This window comes from Robertmurraya siralis (assembly GCF_005502275.1).
Classification (GTDB): domain Bacteria; phylum Bacillota; class Bacilli; order Bacillales; family Cytobacillaceae; genus Robertmurraya; species Robertmurraya siralis.
Map to the genome: position 1 here is coordinate 39,842 of NZ_SWLZ01000019.1, position 16,585 is coordinate 56,426.

Here is a 16,585-nt window from a genome sequence, read left to right on the forward strand (position 1 = left end):
ATTTTCTCCTTCTCCTTATGATCTGAAAAAGAATAGCGCTACCGCTATTACAACAAGCAATAACAGCATCAATGTATCGACCAGTCCCCAACGAAGCTGACGGTACCTGGTGCGTCCCTCGCCTCCACGATAGCCTCTTGCTTCCATCGCAATCGCCAGTTCCTCTGCCCGTTTAAAGGAACCGATAAACAACGGGATTAACAATGGGATAATCGCTTTAATTCGTTCCTTCACCGGCCCTCCTGAAAACTCTACTCCGCGAGCTGTCTGAGCCTTCATAATCTTATCCGTTTCCTGCATCAAAGTGGGAATAAAACGCAAGGAAATGGACATCATAAGCGCTAATTCATGAACAGGAAATTTTATCCTCTTCAGCGGGTCAAGTAAAATTTCGATCCCGTCTGTAATCTCAATTGGGGTCGTCGTTAATGTTAATAATGAAGTCATTAAAATTAAAAGGAAAAATCTTAGCGAAATAAAGATTCCCTTCTTTAAGCCTTCTTCATAAATCGTAACCCAGCCCCATTGAAAAATGATCTCCCCTTCCTTCGTGAAAAAAAGATGTAGGATCAAGGTGAATAAGACGAGCCAAAATACTAGTTTTAATCCTCCGAACAAAAAGTGGAGCGGCACTTTTGAAGATAGAACCATAAATAATGTGTAGACTACTAATATGCCATACGTAATGGCATTATTAGCGATAAACACAACACAAACGAATGCAAACACGAGAATCAGTTTTGATCTTGGATCCATTCGGTGCAAGGGAGATTCCGCCGGGATATAACGACCAAAAATCATTTTATCCATCATAATGGTTGTCCCCCTTTAAAAAGCTTTTCAATTTCTCCCGTCAGCTCTTCAATCGTCAAGCAAGTTTTGCCCAGCTTTGTCTGAAAAGCTTTCTCCACCTTCTGTTGGAATCGAACGACTTCAGGGACGTCTAACCCAAGCTCAAGCAGCCCTTCAGGAGAATGAAAGATTTCTTGCGGTGTGCCTTTCTTATATACTTGACCTCGATGCATAATTACAATTTGATCCGCATACAAAGAGGCGTCCTCCATACTATGGGTCACAAGAACAGTAGATAGGTTTCGTTTTTTATGGAGCTGATAAAACATCTCCATAATTTCCTTTCGTCCGCGTGGATCTAGACCTGCAGTAGGCTCGTCTAGGACGATGACATCCGGCTCCATCGCCAGTACCCCAGCAATTGCGACACGCCTCATTTGTCCACCTGAAAGATCGAATGGTGACTTTTGGAGAATTTCTTCTGATAGTCCAACCTGTCTAATTGCTTCTCTGGCCCGTCTCTTTGCTGCTTCCTCAGTAACGCCGAAATTCATCGGTCCAAAACAAATATCCTTTTCTACTGTTTCTTCAAAGAGCTGATGCTCTGGAAATTGAAAGACAATCCCGACTCTTTTACGAATTTCTTTCAAATTCTTTTGCTTTTTCGCATTGGTCACTTCTCGCTCACCAATGACGACCTTTCCTTTTGTAGGCTTCAAAATCGCATTTAAATGCTGAAGAATGGTCGATTTCCCTGAGCCCGTATGGCCAATAATCGCGAGGTAAGTTCCCGATGGAATGTCAATGGAGACATTTTCAATGGCCAAACGTTCAAAGGGTGAATTTGCTTGATAACGATATTCTACTTGCCGGAGTGAGATGTCCATAACTGTGCCACCAACGCTTCCTCTGATAGATAACTTTTGCTAACAGGAATGCCTTTTTCCCTCAGCATTTTGCTTATTTTCACTGGAAATGGAATGTCTAAGCCAAGCTTGACCAATTCCTCATCCAATTGAAAAATTTCCTCAGGCGTACCCTCACGGTATAGTTGTCCGCGATTTAAGACAATCATCCGATCTGCCTTTGCCGCCTCTTCTAAATCATGGGTAATGGAGATCACTGTCATATCATGATCTTCCTTCAGCTCTCGAATAACATTAAGGACTTCTTCTCTTCCCCGTGGGTCCAGCATCGAAGTTGCTTCATCCAACACAATAATTTGCGGACGGAGCGCAATAACACTTGCAATGGCTACACGCTGTTTTTGACCGCCTGACAACTGATGGGGTTCCTGTTGCAAAAATGCTTCCATTTGCACCTGTTTTAAAGAGTTTTCCACCCTCTCTACCATTTCTTCCCGGAGAATACCGTTATTCTCTAAACCAAAGGCGACGTCATCCTGAACAGTAGTACCCACAAATTGATTATCTGGATTTTGAAAAACCATTCCGATCAATTTTCGTGTTTCCCAAACCGTGTCTTCCGTCAATTCCAATTCTCCTATTTGAATCCTTCCTTTTTCAGGATATTGGAGGCCATTTAAAAGCTTAGCTAGTGTTGATTTTCCTGAACCATTATGTCCAACGATCGCTAGCCATTCACCGTCATATATTTGTAAGGATACGTCCTTAAGGGCATATTCCTCTTGTCCTTCATATTTAAAATGTACATGCTCGATTGACACTAGTGGTTTATTCATAATATCCTCCTCTCAACTCCGCTTCACTTTACTATTCTTTTCTAAACTCTTAACGAAATCTACTATACCATTTTTTAAATAAGGATTGGGTACTGAGGAGAAAAAAAGAGGGGCGAAATGATGTTTCCTAGTTAAAGGACAAAAGCGCATGGCGCCTTCAAAGCAATTAAAGCTCGTATCGTTCCTTAGTGTTCTTCGCCATACAAACAATAAAGGGAACCTGCTGTTGACTTATCGTAAGTTGTAAAACCGAAATACTGATTTTTACTGGGACCTGTATTTGTTAGTCTTTGGCGACCTTGTGCTAGGAGGAAATACACTCTTAAAGAGTTCGAAATAATTCCCTTAAAAAAGAAAACTCGCCATTTTGGCGAGCCTTTAGTATGCGAAGACAATTTAAAAATATAAATAAGTTCACTATTTTTCAAAACAAATGTCTTCCATTGGCTCTAGTGTATTACATAAAGCCTGCACCTCTTTAAAAACCCTTTCAAAGAGGTGCGTGAGCTAGACGTGACATGTAAAGCATAATTCCCGCTCATAAGTAAGGAGGAATTAGCGTAAAATAAAGATCCAAAAGATACATGCCCATCGTAACACTCTAGTAATGGCTTAGTTCAATCTTCTCTTACAGAAAAAGGGCAATGAACAAGTTTGTTCAAACTGTCCTATGCCCTTGTTTGGTAGAAAAGCGTCAGCGCCTTTCCACACCCAACAAGCACAAGATCAGCCCACCCTTAAATGATGGATTGATTTATGGCAAAGGAACGATCAAGTTCTTCCTTTTCGAGGGTGTAGACGCTGCTGCTAAACATGAAAAAGGATATTACACTAATTCGATAATGACCATTGGAGCACCGTCTCCACGACGTGGCCCAAGCTTCATGATACGAGTATATCCACCTTGACGCTCTTGGTAACGAGTAGCGATATCAGAGAATAACTTTTGTAGTGCATCTTGGTTTTCTTCAGCATTTGCAATCTCATTGCGAACGAAAGCAGCAGCTTGACGGCGAGCATGAAGATCTCCACGTTTTCCAAGTGTAATCATTTTTTCCACAACTGAACGAAGTTCTTTCGCACGAGCTTCAGTTGTTTCAATACGCTCATTGATGATTAAATCTGTAGCTAAGTCACGTAACATTGCTTTACGCTGAGCGCTTGTGCGTCCTAACTTTCTGTATCCCATGAAAGTTTCCCTCCTTTGTTGAAGTCCTAAAGCATTGGCATATCTCACCTTTAAGGGACTAATTAGTCATCCTTACGTAAGCCTAAACCAAGCTCCTCTAATTTATGTTTTACTTCTTCAAGAGATTTACGTCCTAAATTTCGTACCTTCATCATATCTTCTTCAGTCTTATTCGCTAATTCCTGAACAGTGTTGATGCCTGCACGCTTTAAGCAGTTATATGAACGAACTGATAAATCAAGTTCCTCAATCGTCATCTCAAGAACTTTTTCTTTTTGATCTTCTTCTTTTTCAACCATGATTTCAGCATTTTGCGCTTCATCCGTTAACCCAACGAAGATATTCAAATGTTCTGTAAAGATCTTAGCTCCTAATGCAACCGCATCTTGAGGACCAGTACTTCCATCTGTCCACACATCTAAAGTTAACTTATCATAGTTGGTTAATTGGCCGACACGCGTATTTTCAACTTGGAAAGCCACGCGTGAAACTGGAGTATAGATTGAATCGATTGGAATGACACCGATCGGTTGATCTTCTCTCTTGTTTTGATCAGCAGGCGTATAACCTCGACCCCTTTTGGCCGTTAATCGCATACGCAAATTACCGTTTTTACCTAGGGTCGCAATGTGAAGATCCGGGTTTAAAATCTCAACATCACTATCATGAGTGATATCGGCTGCTGTTACTACACCTTCACCTTGGACATCAATCTCAAGCGTCTTCTCTTCATCAGAGTAGATTTTAAGTGCAAGCTTTTTAATGTTTAAAATGATAGATGTAACATCTTCAACGACGCCTTCAATTGTTTGAAACTCATGAAGTACTCCATCAGCTTGAATCGATGTGACAGCGGCACCTGGGAGTGACGATAATAGGATACGACGTAAGGAGTTACCCAAAGTAGTACCATATCCACGCTCAAGTGGTTCTACGACGAACTTCCCGTACTTTGCATCATCGCTGATCTCAACCGTTTCGATTTTTGGTTTTTCTATTTCGATCATCAAATTACCCTCCTTCAAAACGTCGAAATCTCAGTTAAGAGTCCTAACTGAAATTCCCCCTGTATACGTTCCCGATTGTGCACAACAACTGGATGAATGATTCTGTATTTATTTGACAAAAAACATCTTACTTTTCCCATTATAGACAGGGATTTAAAATCTATACAGAAAAATTACACACGACGACGCTTAGGTGGACGGCAACCGTTATGAGGAACTGGAGTTACGTCTCTAATTGCTGTAACCTCAAGACCTGCAGCTTGAAGAGCACGAATAGCTGCTTCACGACCTGCACCAGGACCTTTAACTGTTACCTCAAGAGTTTTCATTCCGTGTTCCATAGAAGACTTCGCTGCTGTTTCAGCTGCCATTTGAGCTGCAAAAGGAGTAGATTTACGAGAACCTTTAAATCCTAATGCACCAGCACTGGACCATGCAATTGCATTTCCATGAACGTCTGTAATAGTTACGATTGTGTTATTGAAAGTAGAACGAATGTGTGCAACACCTTGTTCAATATTCTTTTTAACACGACGTTTACGTGTATTTGTTTTACGAGCCATTTAAAGTACCTCCTTTACCGATTATTTCTTCTTGTTAGCTACAGTTTTACGTGGGCCTTTACGAGTACGAGCATTGTTCTTCGTATTTTGACCGCGAACAGGTAAACCACGACGATGACGAAGACCACGGTAGCTTCCGATTTCCATTAGACGCTTAATGTTTAAAGATACTTCACGACGAAGATCCCCTTCAACCTTTAGCTTGTCAATGATGTCACGGATTTTATTTAATTCATCTTCAGTTAAATCGCGAACGCGAGTGTTTTCAGAAACACCAGCTTCAGCTAAAACCTTTTGTGCTGTACTTTTACCAATACCATAAATGTATGTTAGAGAAATCACTACACGCTTTTCACGTGGGACGTCTACACCAGCAATACGTGCCATTATATGCGCACCTCCTTAATATTAACCTTGTTTTTGTTTATGCTTAGGGTTTTCACATATAACCATAACTTTACCGCGTCTGCGGATAACTTTACATTTTTCGCAGATCGGCTTAACAGATGGTCTAACTTTCATTATCCTAACCTCCTTGATAGTACGGAGTGCAATAGATTTATTCAGTTCTTACACTCAATCTTGTTTGTAAAAATCCAAAAGCCGATTTTTACGTTAAAGTTCTTTGTATCCGCAATTAATATAGTACGCAGGCACTTTTCTCAGCCCTTACATACAATTTCATTCCTACTAATCATGAATACGATACTAACATGGCTTGGATTAGGAACAAAGATTGAGAAAAGAGCCTCACTTATTTAAAGCGGTAAGTAATTCTTCCGCGTGTTAAATCATATGGGGATAGCTCAACAGTTACTTTGTCACCTGGTAAAATACGAATAAAATGCATGCGAATCTTACCAGAAACATGAGCTAACACTGTATGACCATTTTCTAATTCTACCTTAAACATTGCATTCGGCAAAGTTTCAAGTACTGTACCTTCAATTTCAATTACATCATCTTTCGCCATCGAACTTAGTCTCCCTTCAAAGATTTATCATATTGTGGAAAAACCTTTCTCCTTCCACGCTAGTGAACAAATCTTATTGATTATTGAATTCAAACTTTTTCAATGCATATCGCAGTTTTCCATTCGTTACGTGACCGGTTTCTAATAAACTTCTTTGAACTTCTAGAGATACATAATCAATTAGCTCGAGGTGTAATAGATTCTTCTTTTTCGGCCGGTCAAATTTCTTTTTATCGCCGTCCGCTACAAAAACAAAGCGATCATCTAACAACCTTACTATTATAGCATATTGTCCTGCATCTCGCCCGTGTGAAATTAAGACTATTTGACCTAATTTTGATCGAGAAGGATAGTCCATCCTTGGATCACCTTCTTAGACTATCGTTAGAATGTCATAGCCGGTTTCCGTAATCGCAATCGTATGCTCAAAATGAGCACATCTCTTGCCATCTGTTGTTACTACCGTCCAATCATCAGCCAAAGTTTTAACAAAACGACTTCCCACATTCACCATCGGTTCTACGCAAAGTACCATTCCCGGTTTTAACAATGGACCTTTATTAGGTGGACCATAATGAGGAATTTGTGGGTCCTCATGTAAGTCTTGCCCTATTCCATGCCCAACATACTCACGCACGATAGAAAAACCATTCGATTCTACATACGTCTGAACGCTATTGGAGATGTTCGATAGACGCGCACCTGGACCAGCTTCCTTAAGACCATTGTACAAAGATTGTTCTGTTACGTCTAAAAGACGTGCAGATACTTCGTCAATTTTACCAACAGGGTAAGTCCACGCCGAATCACCGTGATAGCCTTCATATTTCGCACCGATATCAATGCTAATAATATCGCCCTCTTGTAAGACACGCTTACCAGGAATACCATGAACAAGTTCTTCATTCACAGATGCGCAAATGCTTCCAGAGAAACCATTATACCCTTTAAATGAAGGATATGCATGATGAGAACGAATAAATGCTTCGGCAATTTCATCCAGCTCTTTTGTCGTTATCCCAGGAGCAATATGTTTTTTCAATTCCTGATGGGTTAATGCTACAATCCGTCCAGCTTCACGCATGATTTCAATTTCCCTAGGGGTTTTACATATAATCATGCAGTTATGCCCCCGAGGAGATGATCTATATCAACAAACACTTTATTAATATCCTGTTTGCCGTCAATATTTCTCAAGTACCCTTTTGTTTCGTAGAAATCAAGTAATGGTTTCGCTTGTTCGATGTTTACCTGAAGGCGATTATTTACCGTTTCAGCATTATCATCTGCACGTTGGTACAGTTCCCCACCACAACGATTACATACACCCGCTACGGCAGGAGGATTGAATACTAAGTGATAAGTGGCACCACAGTTTTTACAAATGCGGCGTCCTGTTAATCGCTCCATTAAAATGCTTTGATCAACATCAATATTCAAAACGAAATCAATCTTTTTCCCCAATTCAACCAGAATGGATTCCAGAGCCTCTGCTTGAGGAACTGTTCTTGGAAAACCATCCAACAAGAATCCATTTTGACAATCTTCTTTGCTTAACCGTTCTTTCACAATTCCGATTGTTACTTCGTCTGGAACAAGCGCTCCTTGATCCATAAAAGATTTAGCTTTTAAGCCTAATTCCGTACCTTCTTTCATTGCTGCACGAAACATGTCGCCTGTTGAAATATGAGGAATGCCGTATTTTTCGACGATTTTCTCGGCTTGTGTACCTTTACCGGCACCCGGAAGACCCATTAAAACTAAATTCACGTGAATTCCTCCTTAGGCTAAAACGGTATGGGAACCAGTTAGTTGTCCCCACGACCGAATTATTTAATAAAACCTTTATAGTGACGTTTAACAAGCTGAGCTTCAAGTTGTTTCATCGTTTCAAGGGCAACCCCAATCACGATAAGCAAACTTGTTCCACCGATTTGCGCAGACTGAGGCAAACCAGCAAAATTTACGAAAAACACCGGCAATATTGCAATAGCCGCTAAGAAAATCGCACCAACAAATGTTAAACGATATAAGACACGAGTTAAATATTCCTGTGTACTCTTCCCTGGACGAATACCTGGAATATAACCACCTTGTTTCTTCAAGTTATCAGCTACCTGTTCAGGATTAACTTGAATAAAGGCATAAAAATAAGTAAACGCAATAATTAGTGCGCTATAGATTACCATTCCGATTGGCTGTGAATAATCAAAAACTCTTTGAATCCACAATGTAACATTGTTTTGTTCAAAAAACTGCGCAATCGTGGTAGGTGTTACAATAAATGAAATTGCAAAGATAACCGGAATAACTCCAGCAGCATTTACTTTTAACGGTAAATGTGTGGATTGACCAGTAGGCGTACGCCCCGCCACCATACGTTTCGCGTATTGGATTGGAATTTTACGTAACGCTTGGTTAACGAAAATAACTCCAACAATAATCGCAATGACAGCAACCAAAATAAGAAGCATGGTCACGATACGAATGAATAGCGCATCTCCAGCGTTTTCGAATTGTTGAGCATAAATTTGATTTAATGTTGAAGGGATTCCTGATACGATACCTGCAAAGATGATAATCGAGATTCCGTTACCAACACCCTTGGACGTAATTTGCTCGCCAAGCCACATTAAAAACGCCGTTCCTGCCGTTAAAACCGTAGCAATTAGCAAATAGCTAGCGATACCAGGGTTGTTAATTAACATTCCGCCAGCCATGTTGTTGAAACCATACGACATCCCAAAAGCCTGAATGAACCCTAGAACGATGGTGAAATAACGTGTAAATTGAGCTAATTTACGACGTCCCACTTCTCCTTGCTTAGACCATTCCGTAAACTTCGGTACAACATCCATTTGTAGCAATTGAATGATGATCGACGCTGTAATGTACGGCATGATTCCCATCGCTAAAATCGAGAAGTTCAATAATGCACCACCGCCAAACGTATTTAGTACACCAAATACATTTAGCTGATCCTGAGCTTTTAAAACTTCAGCATCCACTCCCGGTACGGGAATAAATGTACCGATTCGGAAAACAATCAACATTAAAAGGGTGAATATGATCTTTCGTCTTATATCACCCACGCGCATAAAATTGGAGATTGTCTGAAACATTAAATCACCTCTAAGTTACCGCCGGCAGCTTCAATTGCTTCCTTAGCAGCAGAGGAGAATTTATGAGCTTTAATTGTAAGCTTTTTCTCTAACTTGCCGTTAGCAAGAATCTTGATTCCTGCTTTTTCTTTGCTTACAATCCCTGTTTCGATAAGAAGTTCTGGAGAAACGACTGTACCGTCTTCGAAACGATTTAAAGCATCAAGGTTAACGATCGCATACTCTTTACGGTTGATATTTGTAAATCCACGTTTTGGTAAACGACGGAATAGAGGTGTTTGACCACCCTCAAATCCTGGACGTACGCCACCGCCCGAACGAGCATTTTGACCTTTATGACCTTTACCAGCAGTCTTACCATTACCAGACCCAATACCGCGTCCCTTACGTTTACGTTCGTGACGAGATCCTTCTGCAGGTTTTAATTCATGAAGTTTCATGTTGGCACCTCCTTATTTTAAGAAGAATTAAATTATATTTCTTTCACTGTTACTAAGTGAGCAACTTTGTTAATCATTCCACGGATAGCAGGATTATCATTTTTCTCCACTGTTTGATGCATTTTGCGAAGACCTAATGCTTTAACAGTTTCCTTTTGATCCTGTGGGCGACCAATAACACTGCGAGTGAGGGTAATTTCTAATTTGTTAGCCATTTGATTTCCCTCCTTATCCTAACAGTTCTTCTACTGACTTACCACGTAATTTCGCTACGTCTTCAGCACGTTTTAATTGTTTTAATCCGTCCACAGTGGCACGAACCATATTAATTGGTGTATTTGTTCCTAATGATTTAGAAAGGATATCACCAACACCAGCCAATTCCAGAACCGCACGAACTGGTCCTCCAGCGATAACTCCTGTACCTTCAGAAGCTGGCTTAAGAAGAATTTCACCAGCGCCAAAGTGTCCGATAACTTGGTGAGGAAGAGTAGATCCTACCATAGGCACTTCGATTAAGTTTTTCTTCGCATCTTCAATTGCTTTACGGATAGCATCTGGTACCTCTTGAGCTTTCCCAGTACCAAATCCAACGTGACCGTTTTTGTCTCCTACTACTACAAGAGCAGAGAAACGAAAACGACGTCCACCTTTTACAACCTTCGCTACACGATTAACTGTAACTACGCGTTCTTCAAGTTCAAGTTTGTTTGGATCAATACGACGCATCTATTGTGTCCCTCCTTTGTCTCTTAAAATTCTAACCCATTTTCACGAGCTGCATCAGCCAAAGCTTTCACACGTCCGTGATATAAATAACCTCCACGGTCAAAAACAACAGCTTTTAAACCTTTTTCTACTGCGCGCTTTGCAACCAATTCTCCGACCTTAACTGCTGCATCAACGTTTCCAGTAGATTCAAGACTAACTTCTTTATCTAAAGTTGAAGCACTTACTAAAGTAACTCCATTCACATCGTCAATGAGTTGCGCATAAATGTGTTTGCTAGAACGGAACACATTTAAACGAGGACGAGCTGCAGTACCAGAAAGTTTAGAACGCACACGTGCGTGTCTTTTCTTACGGGTTGCATTTTTATCAGCCTTCGTAATCATTTAGGTCACTCCTTTCGTTTACCTACGCGGCATTACTTACCTGTTTTACCTTCTTTACGACGAACATATTCGCCTTCGTAACGAATTCCTTTACCTTTATAAGGCTCTGGCGGACGAACATCACGGATGTTAGCTGCTAATGCACCAACACGCTCTTTGTTAATTCCTTTTACAGTTACCTTAGTATTTGAAGGAACTTCGATTTCAAGGCCTTCTTCAGGCTCGATTTCAACAGGATGAGAGTAACCAACGTTCAATACAAGTTTCTTTCCTTGCTTTTGAGCACGGTAACCGACACCGATAAGTTCTAAATTTCTTTCAAAACCTTTAGAAACACCTTCTACCATGTTTGCAAGTAGTGCACGAGTTGTACCGTGAATAGTACGGTGTTCTTTAGATTCAGAAGGACGAACTACGTTAATTACGTTCTCTTCCATTTTAATTTCCATATCAGGGCTGAATGAACGACTTAATTCACCTTTAGGACCTTTTACAGTTACGACGCTGCCGTTAATAGTAACGGTAACACCTGCTGGAATTTCAATTGGTTTTTTTCCTACACGAGACATTTATTGCACCTCCATTCTTTAAGAAACTCTATTACCAAACGTAAGCTAATACTTCTCCGCCAACTTGTTTAGCGCGAGCTTCTTTATCTGTAAGAACGCCTTGAGAAGTAGATACTAATGCGATACCAAGTCCGTTTAGTACACGTGGTACTTCGTTCGTTTTAGCATAAACACGAAGACCAGGCTTGCTGATACGTTTTAAACCTGTGATAACACGTTCGTTGTTAGCACCGTATTTTAAGAAAATACGAATGATGCCTTGCTTGTTATCCTCGATATATTCAACATCACGAATGAAACCTTCACGCTTTAAAATTTCAGCGATCTCTTTCTTAATATTAGAAGCAGGAACCTCTAATTTTTCGTGACGAACCATATTCGCATTACGGATGCGAGTTAGCAAATCTGCAATTGGATCTGTCATGACCATTGTTTTTTACCTCCTTCCCAGAAATGGGGTTTACCAGCTAGCTTTTTTCACACCAGGAATTTGTCCTTTGTATGCTAATTCACGGAAACAAATACGGCAGAGCTTAAATTTACGGTATACAGAATGTGGACGCCCACAACGTTCGCAGCGTGTATATTCTTGTACCTTAAATTTCGGCGTGCGTTTTTGCTTCGCAATCATTGACTTTTTAGCCACGTTTTCGCCTCCCTTATTTTAGCGATTACTTTTGGAATGGCATTCCAAATTGAGTTAAAAGTTCACGAGCTTCTTCATCAGTATTAGCTGTAGTAACGATAACGATATCCATACCACGAACCTTGCTTACTTTATCATAATCAATTTCAGGGAAGATTAACTGTTCTTTTACACCTAAAGTGTAGTTACCACGACCATCAAATGATTTCTTAGAGATACCGCGGAAGTCACGTACACGTGGTAAAGATACAGAAACTAATTTATCGAAGAATTCGTACATACGCTCACCACGAAGGGTAACTTTTGCACCGATTGGCATCCCTTCACGAAGACGGAAACCAGCGATTGATTTTTTAGCGCGAGTTACAACCGGTTTTTGACCAGTAATTGTCGCTAATTCTTCAACTGCGTTATCTAATGCTTTTGCGTTTTGTACTGCATCACCAACACCCATGTTGATAACGATTTTTTCTAACTTAGGCACTTGCATAACTGATTTATAGTTAAACTTGCTCATTAGAGCAGGAGTGATTTCTTTTTGATACTTTTCTTTTAGGCGGTTCATTCATTGTACCTCCCTTCTTCATTTGAACTATTTATCTAGAACTTCACCGGATTTTTTTGCAACACGTACTTTTTTGCCATCTTCCACTTTGTAGCCTACGCGAGTTGGCTCACCAGACTTCGGATCGATTGGCATTACGTTTGATACATGAATAGGTGCCTCCTGGCTGATGATTCCACCGTTAGGATTCACTTGGCTAGGCTTAGAGTGTTTTTTAACGATATTTACACCTTCAACTAAGACACGGCTTTGTTTTGGGTAAGCTGCTAAAATCACACCTGATTTGCCTTTATCCTTACCAGAGATGACCATTACTTTATCACCTTTTTTTACATGCATCTGTTCGCACCTCCTTAAAGGCAATTAGTTTTGAAATTATAGTACTTCTGGAGCTAATGATACAATTTTCATAAAGTTATTATCACGGAGTTCGCGAGCAACTGGTCCGAAAATACGTGTTCCACGTGGGCTCTTGTCGTCACGGATAATTACACATGCGTTTTCATCGAAACGAATGTATGAACCATCAGTACGACGTGCTCCGCTCTTTGTACGAACAATAACAGCCTTTACAACGTCGCCTTTTTTAACAACGCCTCCTGGTGTTGCTTGTTTCACTGTACAAACGATAACATCACCAATATTAGCAGTTTTGCGGCCTGAACCACCAAGAACTTTAATGGTAAGTACTTCACGAGCACCTGAGTTATCAGCAACTTTTAAACGTGTTTCTTGTTGAATCATTTGTGTAACCTCCCTTCGGGATGAAAACTAATTCCGAGCATTATATAATGACAGCTTTTTCTACTACTTCTACTAAACGGAAACGTTTAGTTGCGGAAAGTGGGCGAGTTTCCATAATACGTACAACATCGCCGATTTTTGCTTGGTTCTGCTCATCATGAGCTTTGTACTTTTTAGAGTACTTAACGCGTTTACCGTATAATGGATGCTTCTTGTATGTTTCAACAAGTACAGTAACTGTCTTATCCATTTTGTCTGAAACGACACGTCCAGTGTAAACTTTGCGTTGGTTGCGTTCACTCATTGTGCGAACCTCCTCTCAAAGATTATCGATTATTGACGCCGATCTCTCTTTCACGAATAACAGTTTTCATGCGAGCAATCGCTTTGCGTACTTCACGGATGCGAGCTGTATTTTCAAGTTGTCCAGTCGCCAATTGAAAGCGCAGGTTGAAAAGCTCTTCTTTTAATGATTTAACTTTTTGTTCTATTTCGGCAGTGGTAAGGTCACGAATTTCATTAGCTTTCATTTGATTCACCACCAATTTCTTCTCGTTTTACAAACTTACATTTTACAGGAAGTTTGTGTGATGCAAGTCGTAATGCTTCACGTGCGATTTCTTCAGAAACACCTGCGATTTCAAACATTACTTTCCCAGGTTTAACAACTGCAACCCATCCTTCTGGAGCACCTTTACCGGAACCCATGCGGACTTCAAGAGGCTTAGCTGTGTAAGGCTTATGCGGGAAAATTTTAATCCAAACTTTACCGCCACGTTTCATATAACGAGTCATCGCAATACGTGCAGCTTCAATTTGACGGTTTGTAATCCAAGATGCCTCAGTTGCTTGTAAACCGAATTCACCGAAATTAACTTCAGTACCGCCCTTCGCTTGACCGCGCATTTTTCCACGGTGTTGACGACGATATTTAACGCGTTTAGGCACTAACATATTATTTGCCTCCTTCCTCAGTTTTCTTCTTAGTTGGAAGGACTTCTCCCTTATAGATCCATACTTTTACGCCAAGCTTTCCGTAAGTTGTATCTGCTTCAGCAGTAGCGTAATCGATATCAGCACGAAGAGTATGAAGTGGAACAGTTCCTTCGCTATAGCTTTCAGAACGAGCGATGTCAGCTCCGCCAAGACGACCAGATACCATAGTTTTGATACCTTGAGCTCCAGCGCGCATTGCACGTTGAATAACTTGTTTTTGAGCACGACGGAAAGATACGCGGTTTTCTAATTGGCGAGCAATGTTTTCCGCAACTAATTTCGCATCGATATCAGCTTTTTTGATTTCAAGAATGTTGATGTGTACACGTTTGCCAGTAAGTGAGTTAAGAGCTTTACGTAACGCTTCAACCTCAGTACCACCTTTACCAATAACCATTCCTGGTTTAGCAGTATGGATAGTGATGTTAACGCGGTTAGCAGCACGCTCGATTTCTACTTTAGAAACAGAAGCATCACTTAAACGCTTAGTGATATACTCACGAACCTTTAGGTCTTCGTGTAAAAGATCAGCATAGTCTTTACCTGCGTACCACTTAGACTCCCAATCACGGATGACACCGATACGCAAACCGACTGGATTTACTTTTTGACCCACTGATTATCCCTCCTTCTTTTCTGTTAATACGATTGTAATGTGGCTAGTGCGCTTGTTGATTGCACTTGCACGACCCATTGCACGTGGACGGAAACGTTTTAGAGTTGGTCCCTCGTCAACGAAAACTTCCGAAACTACAAGGCTATTAACGTCCATTTCGTAGTTATGCTCGGCATTTGCCATAGCAGAATTTAATAATTTTTCAACGATTGGAGAAGCAGCTTTTGGCGTATGTTTTAATATCGCTACTGCTTCACCTACTTGCTTTCCTCGAATTAGATCTACAACTAAACGAGCTTTACGAGGCGCAATACGGACTGTTCTTGCAACAGCTTTTGCTTGCATCTGAATGCCTCCTCTCATTAACGTCTTGTTTTCTTGTCATCACTTGCATGACCTTTGTAAGTACGAGTTGGAGCAAATTCTCCAAGCTTGTGACCGACCATGTCTTCAGTGACGTATACAGGTACATGTTTACGACCATCATAAACAGCGATTGTGTGTCCGATGAATTGTGGGAAGATCGTAGAACGGCGTGACCAAGTTTTTACCACTTGTTTGCCTTCTGTTTCATTTAGCTTTTCGATCTTGTTCATTAAATGTTCATCAACAAAAGGTCCTTTTTTTAAGCTGCGACCCATGATTGAACCTCCCTTCGCGATTGCCCTACGGCTCTTAGTTGGAACCGTAGCCCAATCCCGTTATTTTTTACGACGACGTACGATAAATTTATCTGATTTATTGTTTTTCTTACGAGTTTTCGCACCAAGTGTTGGTTTACCCCATGGTGACATTGGTGACTTACGTCCGATTGGCGCACGTCCTTCACCACCACCGTGTGGGTGATCGTTAGGGTTCATAACAGATCCACGTACAGTTGGGCGTTTGCCTAACCAGCGTGAACGACCTGCTTTACCAATGTTGATAAGTTCATGTTGCTCGTTACCAACTTGACCTACAGTTGCACGACAAGTAGCAAGAATCATACGAACCTCACCAGAGTTTAAACGAACTAGTACGTATTTGCCCTCTTTACCAAGAACTTGTGCAGACGTACCTGCAGAACGTACTAATTGTCCACCCTTACCTGGCTTTAATTCGATGTTGTGTACGACTGTACCAACAGGAATATTTGCTAAAGGTAGAGCATTTCCTACTTTAATATCTGCCTCAGGTCCAGACATTACCTCCATACCTACTTCTAAATTCTTAGGAGCTAGGATGTAACGCTTTTCTCCATCAACATAATGAATTAATGCAATGTTTGCTGAACGGTTTGGATCGTATTCGATTGTAGCAACGCGGCCTGGAATGCCATCTTTGTTACGTTTAAAATCGATGATACGATATTGACGCTTATGACCGCCACCTTGATGACGAACTGTTAACTTACCTTGGTTGTTACGGCCACCCTTACTTTTTAAAGGAGCAAGTAATGATTTTTCCGGCTTATCTGTTGTGATCTCTGCGAAATCAGATACCGTCATACCGCGACGACCATTAGAGGTAGGTTTATACTTTTTAATCGCCATTTGTTTTCCCTCCT

The 16,585-nt window shown here is 40.8% G+C and carries 30 protein-coding genes; all 30 read right to left on the reverse strand.

Going from position 1 to position 16,585, the window contains the following annotated elements; all coding sequences use genetic code 11:
- Positions 1–15 precede the first annotated feature (15 nt).
- The 30 genes from FCJ93_RS18085 to rplB all read right to left on the reverse strand — a co-directional run bounded on the left by FCJ93_RS18085 (position 16) and on the right by rplB (position 16,571).
- Positions 16–813 carry an energy-coupling factor transporter transmembrane component T family protein gene (locus tag FCJ93_RS18085; protein ID WP_095313772.1) on the reverse strand — a complete coding sequence of 266 codons (798 nt, stop codon included), beginning with the start codon at positions 811–813 and terminating at the stop codon, positions 16–18.
- Positions 810–1,679, reverse strand: a complete 870-nt coding sequence (locus FCJ93_RS18090) for an energy-coupling factor ABC transporter ATP-binding protein (protein ID WP_137744324.1) — start codon at positions 1,677–1,679, stop codon at positions 810–812. The genes FCJ93_RS18085 and FCJ93_RS18090 overlap by 4 nt, the downstream gene beginning before the upstream one ends.
- Positions 1,655–2,494, reverse strand: coding sequence for an energy-coupling factor ABC transporter ATP-binding protein (locus FCJ93_RS18095; RefSeq protein WP_137744325.1), 840 nt, complete (start codon positions 2,492–2,494; stop codon positions 1,655–1,657). Before FCJ93_RS18095 ends, FCJ93_RS18090 begins: the two co-directional genes overlap by 25 nt.
- Positions 2,495–3,320: 826 nt before the next feature.
- Positions 3,321–3,683 (reverse strand): 50S ribosomal protein L17, encoded by a 363-nt coding sequence (gene rplQ / locus FCJ93_RS18100; protein ID WP_019157112.1) that lies wholly within the window; start codon positions 3,681–3,683, stop codon positions 3,321–3,323.
- Positions 3,684–3,745: 62 nt separating this feature from the next.
- A complete protein-coding gene (locus FCJ93_RS18105) occupies positions 3,746–4,690 on the reverse strand; it encodes a DNA-directed RNA polymerase subunit alpha (protein ID WP_095313764.1) in 945 nt (314 codons plus the stop codon).
- Between the two features lie 173 nt (positions 4,691–4,863).
- Positions 4,864–5,253, reverse strand: a complete 390-nt coding sequence (gene rpsK, locus FCJ93_RS18110; protein ID WP_019157110.1) for a 30S ribosomal protein S11 — start codon at positions 5,251–5,253, stop codon at positions 4,864–4,866.
- A 21-nt stretch (positions 5,254–5,274) separates the two neighbouring features.
- On the reverse strand, positions 5,275–5,640 hold the full coding sequence (gene rpsM, locus FCJ93_RS18115; protein WP_095313762.1) for a 30S ribosomal protein S13: 366 nt from the start codon (positions 5,638–5,640) through the stop codon (positions 5,275–5,277).
- 21 nt (positions 5,641–5,661) lie between these two features.
- Positions 5,662–5,775: a 50S ribosomal protein L36 gene (rpmJ, locus tag FCJ93_RS18120; RefSeq protein ID WP_000868344.1), complete on the reverse strand. Its 114-nt coding sequence runs from the start codon at positions 5,773–5,775 to the stop codon at positions 5,662–5,664.
- Positions 5,776–6,007: 232 nt separating this feature from the next.
- A complete protein-coding gene (gene infA / locus FCJ93_RS18125; protein WP_019157108.1) occupies positions 6,008–6,226 on the reverse strand; it encodes a translation initiation factor IF-1 in 219 nt (72 codons plus the stop codon).
- A 73-nt stretch (positions 6,227–6,299) separates the two neighbouring features.
- Positions 6,300–6,584 carry a KOW domain-containing RNA-binding protein gene (locus FCJ93_RS18130; RefSeq protein WP_137744326.1) on the reverse strand — a complete coding sequence of 95 codons (285 nt, stop codon included), beginning with the start codon at positions 6,582–6,584 and terminating at the stop codon, positions 6,300–6,302.
- A gap of 15 nt (positions 6,585–6,599) precedes the next feature.
- Positions 6,600–7,346, reverse strand: a complete 747-nt coding sequence (gene map, locus FCJ93_RS18135; protein ID WP_137744327.1) for a type I methionyl aminopeptidase — start codon at positions 7,344–7,346, stop codon at positions 6,600–6,602.
- Positions 7,343–7,996: an adenylate kinase gene (locus FCJ93_RS18140; protein ID WP_137744328.1), complete on the reverse strand. Its 654-nt coding sequence runs from the start codon at positions 7,994–7,996 to the stop codon at positions 7,343–7,345. The genes map and FCJ93_RS18140 overlap by 4 nt, the downstream gene beginning before the upstream one ends.
- Positions 7,997–8,055: 59 nt before the next feature.
- Positions 8,056–9,348: a preprotein translocase subunit SecY gene (gene secY / locus FCJ93_RS18145; RefSeq protein ID WP_137744329.1), complete on the reverse strand. Its 1,293-nt coding sequence runs from the start codon at positions 9,346–9,348 to the stop codon at positions 8,056–8,058.
- Positions 9,348–9,788: a 50S ribosomal protein L15 gene (gene rplO, locus FCJ93_RS18150; protein WP_137744330.1), complete on the reverse strand. Its 441-nt coding sequence runs from the start codon at positions 9,786–9,788 to the stop codon at positions 9,348–9,350. The genes secY and rplO overlap by 1 nt, the downstream gene beginning before the upstream one ends.
- 32 nt (positions 9,789–9,820) lie before the next feature.
- The gene (gene rpmD / locus FCJ93_RS18155) at positions 9,821–10,003 is read right to left on the reverse strand and encodes a 50S ribosomal protein L30 (RefSeq protein ID WP_095313750.1); all 183 of its coding nucleotides are present in this window, start codon (positions 10,001–10,003) and stop codon (positions 9,821–9,823) included.
- Between the two features lie 13 nt (positions 10,004–10,016).
- Positions 10,017–10,517 (reverse strand): 30S ribosomal protein S5, encoded by a 501-nt coding sequence (gene rpsE / locus FCJ93_RS18160; protein WP_095313748.1) that lies wholly within the window; start codon positions 10,515–10,517, stop codon positions 10,017–10,019.
- 23 nt (positions 10,518–10,540) lie between these two features.
- The gene (gene rplR, locus FCJ93_RS18165; protein ID WP_095313746.1) at positions 10,541–10,903 is read right to left on the reverse strand and encodes a 50S ribosomal protein L18; all 363 of its coding nucleotides are present in this window, start codon (positions 10,901–10,903) and stop codon (positions 10,541–10,543) included.
- 32 nt (positions 10,904–10,935) lie between these two features.
- The gene (gene rplF, locus FCJ93_RS18170) at positions 10,936–11,472 is read right to left on the reverse strand and encodes a 50S ribosomal protein L6 (protein WP_095313742.1); all 537 of its coding nucleotides are present in this window, start codon (positions 11,470–11,472) and stop codon (positions 10,936–10,938) included.
- Positions 11,473–11,503: 31 nt separating this feature from the next.
- The gene (gene rpsH / locus FCJ93_RS18175; RefSeq protein ID WP_095313741.1) at positions 11,504–11,902 is read right to left on the reverse strand and encodes a 30S ribosomal protein S8; all 399 of its coding nucleotides are present in this window, start codon (positions 11,900–11,902) and stop codon (positions 11,504–11,506) included.
- Between the two features lie 30 nt (positions 11,903–11,932).
- On the reverse strand, positions 11,933–12,118 hold the full coding sequence (gene rpsN / locus FCJ93_RS18180) for a 30S ribosomal protein S14 (RefSeq protein ID WP_001085700.1): 186 nt from the start codon (positions 12,116–12,118) through the stop codon (positions 11,933–11,935).
- 25 nt (positions 12,119–12,143) lie between these two features.
- The gene (gene rplE / locus FCJ93_RS18185; RefSeq protein WP_095313737.1) at positions 12,144–12,683 is read right to left on the reverse strand and encodes a 50S ribosomal protein L5; all 540 of its coding nucleotides are present in this window, start codon (positions 12,681–12,683) and stop codon (positions 12,144–12,146) included.
- A gap of 27 nt (positions 12,684–12,710) precedes the next feature.
- Positions 12,711–13,022, reverse strand: coding sequence for a 50S ribosomal protein L24 (gene rplX / locus FCJ93_RS18190; RefSeq protein ID WP_019157095.1), 312 nt, complete (start codon positions 13,020–13,022; stop codon positions 12,711–12,713).
- A gap of 36 nt (positions 13,023–13,058) precedes the next feature.
- On the reverse strand, positions 13,059–13,427 hold the full coding sequence (rplN, locus tag FCJ93_RS18195; protein ID WP_019157094.1) for a 50S ribosomal protein L14: 369 nt from the start codon (positions 13,425–13,427) through the stop codon (positions 13,059–13,061).
- Between the two features lie 40 nt (positions 13,428–13,467).
- Positions 13,468–13,731, reverse strand: a complete 264-nt coding sequence (rpsQ, locus tag FCJ93_RS18200; protein ID WP_019157093.1) for a 30S ribosomal protein S17 — start codon at positions 13,729–13,731, stop codon at positions 13,468–13,470.
- Between the two features lie 22 nt (positions 13,732–13,753).
- Complete coding sequence (gene rpmC / locus FCJ93_RS18205; RefSeq protein WP_003351417.1) at positions 13,754–13,957, reverse strand: 50S ribosomal protein L29; 204 nt, start codon at positions 13,955–13,957, stop codon at positions 13,754–13,756.
- A complete protein-coding gene (gene rplP, locus FCJ93_RS18210; protein ID WP_095313734.1) occupies positions 13,947–14,381 on the reverse strand; it encodes a 50S ribosomal protein L16 in 435 nt (144 codons plus the stop codon). The genes rpmC and rplP overlap by 11 nt, the downstream gene beginning before the upstream one ends.
- Position 14,382: 1 nt before the next feature.
- Entirely contained in the window at positions 14,383–15,039 is a 657-nt protein-coding gene (gene rpsC / locus FCJ93_RS18215) for a 30S ribosomal protein S3 (RefSeq protein WP_019157091.1), read from the reverse strand.
- 3 nt (positions 15,040–15,042) lie between these two features.
- The gene (gene rplV, locus FCJ93_RS18220; RefSeq protein ID WP_095313732.1) at positions 15,043–15,384 is read right to left on the reverse strand and encodes a 50S ribosomal protein L22; all 342 of its coding nucleotides are present in this window, start codon (positions 15,382–15,384) and stop codon (positions 15,043–15,045) included.
- Positions 15,385–15,401: 17 nt separating this feature from the next.
- A complete protein-coding gene (gene rpsS / locus FCJ93_RS18225) occupies positions 15,402–15,680 on the reverse strand; it encodes a 30S ribosomal protein S19 (protein WP_095313729.1) in 279 nt (92 codons plus the stop codon).
- Positions 15,681–15,740: 60 nt separating this feature from the next.
- Positions 15,741–16,571 (reverse strand): 50S ribosomal protein L2, encoded by an 831-nt coding sequence (gene rplB / locus FCJ93_RS18230; protein WP_095313727.1) that lies wholly within the window; start codon positions 16,569–16,571, stop codon positions 15,741–15,743.
- Between the last annotated feature and the right edge of the window lie 14 nt (positions 16,572–16,585).

What these genes read in the sequence shown, in the direction of transcription:
- rplP (WP_095313734.1), bottom strand. Translation starts at nt 14,381, where the DNA reads ATGTTAGTGCCTAAACGCGTTAAATATCGTCGTCAACACCGTGGAAAA.
- infA (WP_019157108.1), bottom strand. Translation starts at nt 6,226, where the DNA reads ATGGCGAAAGATGATGTAATTGAAATTGAAGGTACAGTACTTGAAACT.
- FCJ93_RS18105 (WP_095313764.1), bottom strand. Translation starts at nt 4,690, where the DNA reads ATGATCGAAATAGAAAAACCAAAAATCGAAACGGTTGAGATCAGCGAT.
- rplB (WP_095313727.1), bottom strand. Translation starts at nt 16,571, where the DNA reads ATGGCGATTAAAAAGTATAAACCTACCTCTAATGGTCGTCGCGGTATG.
- rplR (WP_095313746.1), bottom strand. Translation starts at nt 10,903, where the DNA reads ATGATTACGAAGGCTGATAAAAATGCAACCCGTAAGAAAAGACACGCA.
- rpmJ (WP_000868344.1), bottom strand. Translation starts at nt 5,775, where the DNA reads ATGAAAGTTAGACCATCTGTTAAGCCGATCTGCGAAAAATGTAAAGTT.
- FCJ93_RS18085 (WP_095313772.1), bottom strand. Translation starts at nt 813, where the DNA reads ATGATGGATAAAATGATTTTTGGTCGTTATATCCCGGCGGAATCTCCC.
- rplE (WP_095313737.1), bottom strand. Translation starts at nt 12,683, where the DNA reads ATGAACCGCCTAAAAGAAAAGTATCAAAAAGAAATCACTCCTGCTCTA.
- rpsM (WP_095313762.1), bottom strand. Translation starts at nt 5,640, where the DNA reads ATGGCACGTATTGCTGGTGTAGACGTCCCACGTGAAAAGCGTGTAGTG.
- map (WP_137744327.1), bottom strand. Translation starts at nt 7,346, where the DNA reads ATGATTATATGTAAAACCCCTAGGGAAATTGAAATCATGCGTGAAGCT.
- rpsQ (WP_019157093.1), bottom strand. Translation starts at nt 13,731, where the DNA reads ATGAGTGAACGCAACCAACGCAAAGTTTACACTGGACGTGTCGTTTCA.
- rplO (WP_137744330.1), bottom strand. Translation starts at nt 9,788, where the DNA reads ATGAAACTTCATGAATTAAAACCTGCAGAAGGATCTCGTCACGAACGT.
- FCJ93_RS18130 (WP_137744326.1), bottom strand. Translation starts at nt 6,584, where the DNA reads ATGGACTATCCTTCTCGATCAAAATTAGGTCAAATAGTCTTAATTTCA.
- rplV (WP_095313732.1), bottom strand. Translation starts at nt 15,384, where the DNA reads ATGCAAGCAAAAGCTGTTGCAAGAACAGTCCGTATTGCGCCTCGTAAA.
- FCJ93_RS18090 (WP_137744324.1), bottom strand. Translation starts at nt 1,679, where the DNA reads ATGGACATCTCACTCCGGCAAGTAGAATATCGTTATCAAGCAAATTCA.
- rpmC (WP_003351417.1), bottom strand. Translation starts at nt 13,957, where the DNA reads ATGAAAGCTAATGAAATTCGTGACCTTACCACTGCCGAAATAGAACAA.
- rpsS (WP_095313729.1), bottom strand. Translation starts at nt 15,680, where the DNA reads ATGGGTCGCAGCTTAAAAAAAGGACCTTTTGTTGATGAACATTTAATG.
- rplX (WP_019157095.1), bottom strand. Translation starts at nt 13,022, where the DNA reads ATGCATGTAAAAAAAGGTGATAAAGTAATGGTCATCTCTGGTAAGGAT.
- rplF (WP_095313742.1), bottom strand. Translation starts at nt 11,472, where the DNA reads ATGTCTCGTGTAGGAAAAAAACCAATTGAAATTCCAGCAGGTGTTACC.
- secY (WP_137744329.1), bottom strand. Translation starts at nt 9,348, where the DNA reads ATGTTTCAGACAATCTCCAATTTTATGCGCGTGGGTGATATAAGACGA.
- rplN (WP_019157094.1), bottom strand. Translation starts at nt 13,427, where the DNA reads ATGATTCAACAAGAAACACGTTTAAAAGTTGCTGATAACTCAGGTGCT.
- rpsE (WP_095313748.1), bottom strand. Translation starts at nt 10,517, where the DNA reads ATGCGTCGTATTGATCCAAACAAACTTGAACTTGAAGAACGCGTAGTT.
- rpsK (WP_019157110.1), bottom strand. Translation starts at nt 5,253, where the DNA reads ATGGCTCGTAAAACAAATACACGTAAACGTCGTGTTAAAAAGAATATT.
- rplQ (WP_019157112.1), bottom strand. Translation starts at nt 3,683, where the DNA reads ATGGGATACAGAAAGTTAGGACGCACAAGCGCTCAGCGTAAAGCAATG.
- rpsH (WP_095313741.1), bottom strand. Translation starts at nt 11,902, where the DNA reads ATGGTCATGACAGATCCAATTGCAGATTTGCTAACTCGCATCCGTAAT.
- rpmD (WP_095313750.1), bottom strand. Translation starts at nt 10,003, where the DNA reads ATGGCTAACAAATTAGAAATTACCCTCACTCGCAGTGTTATTGGTCGC.
- FCJ93_RS18095 (WP_137744325.1), bottom strand. Translation starts at nt 2,494, where the DNA reads ATGAATAAACCACTAGTGTCAATCGAGCATGTACATTTTAAATATGAA.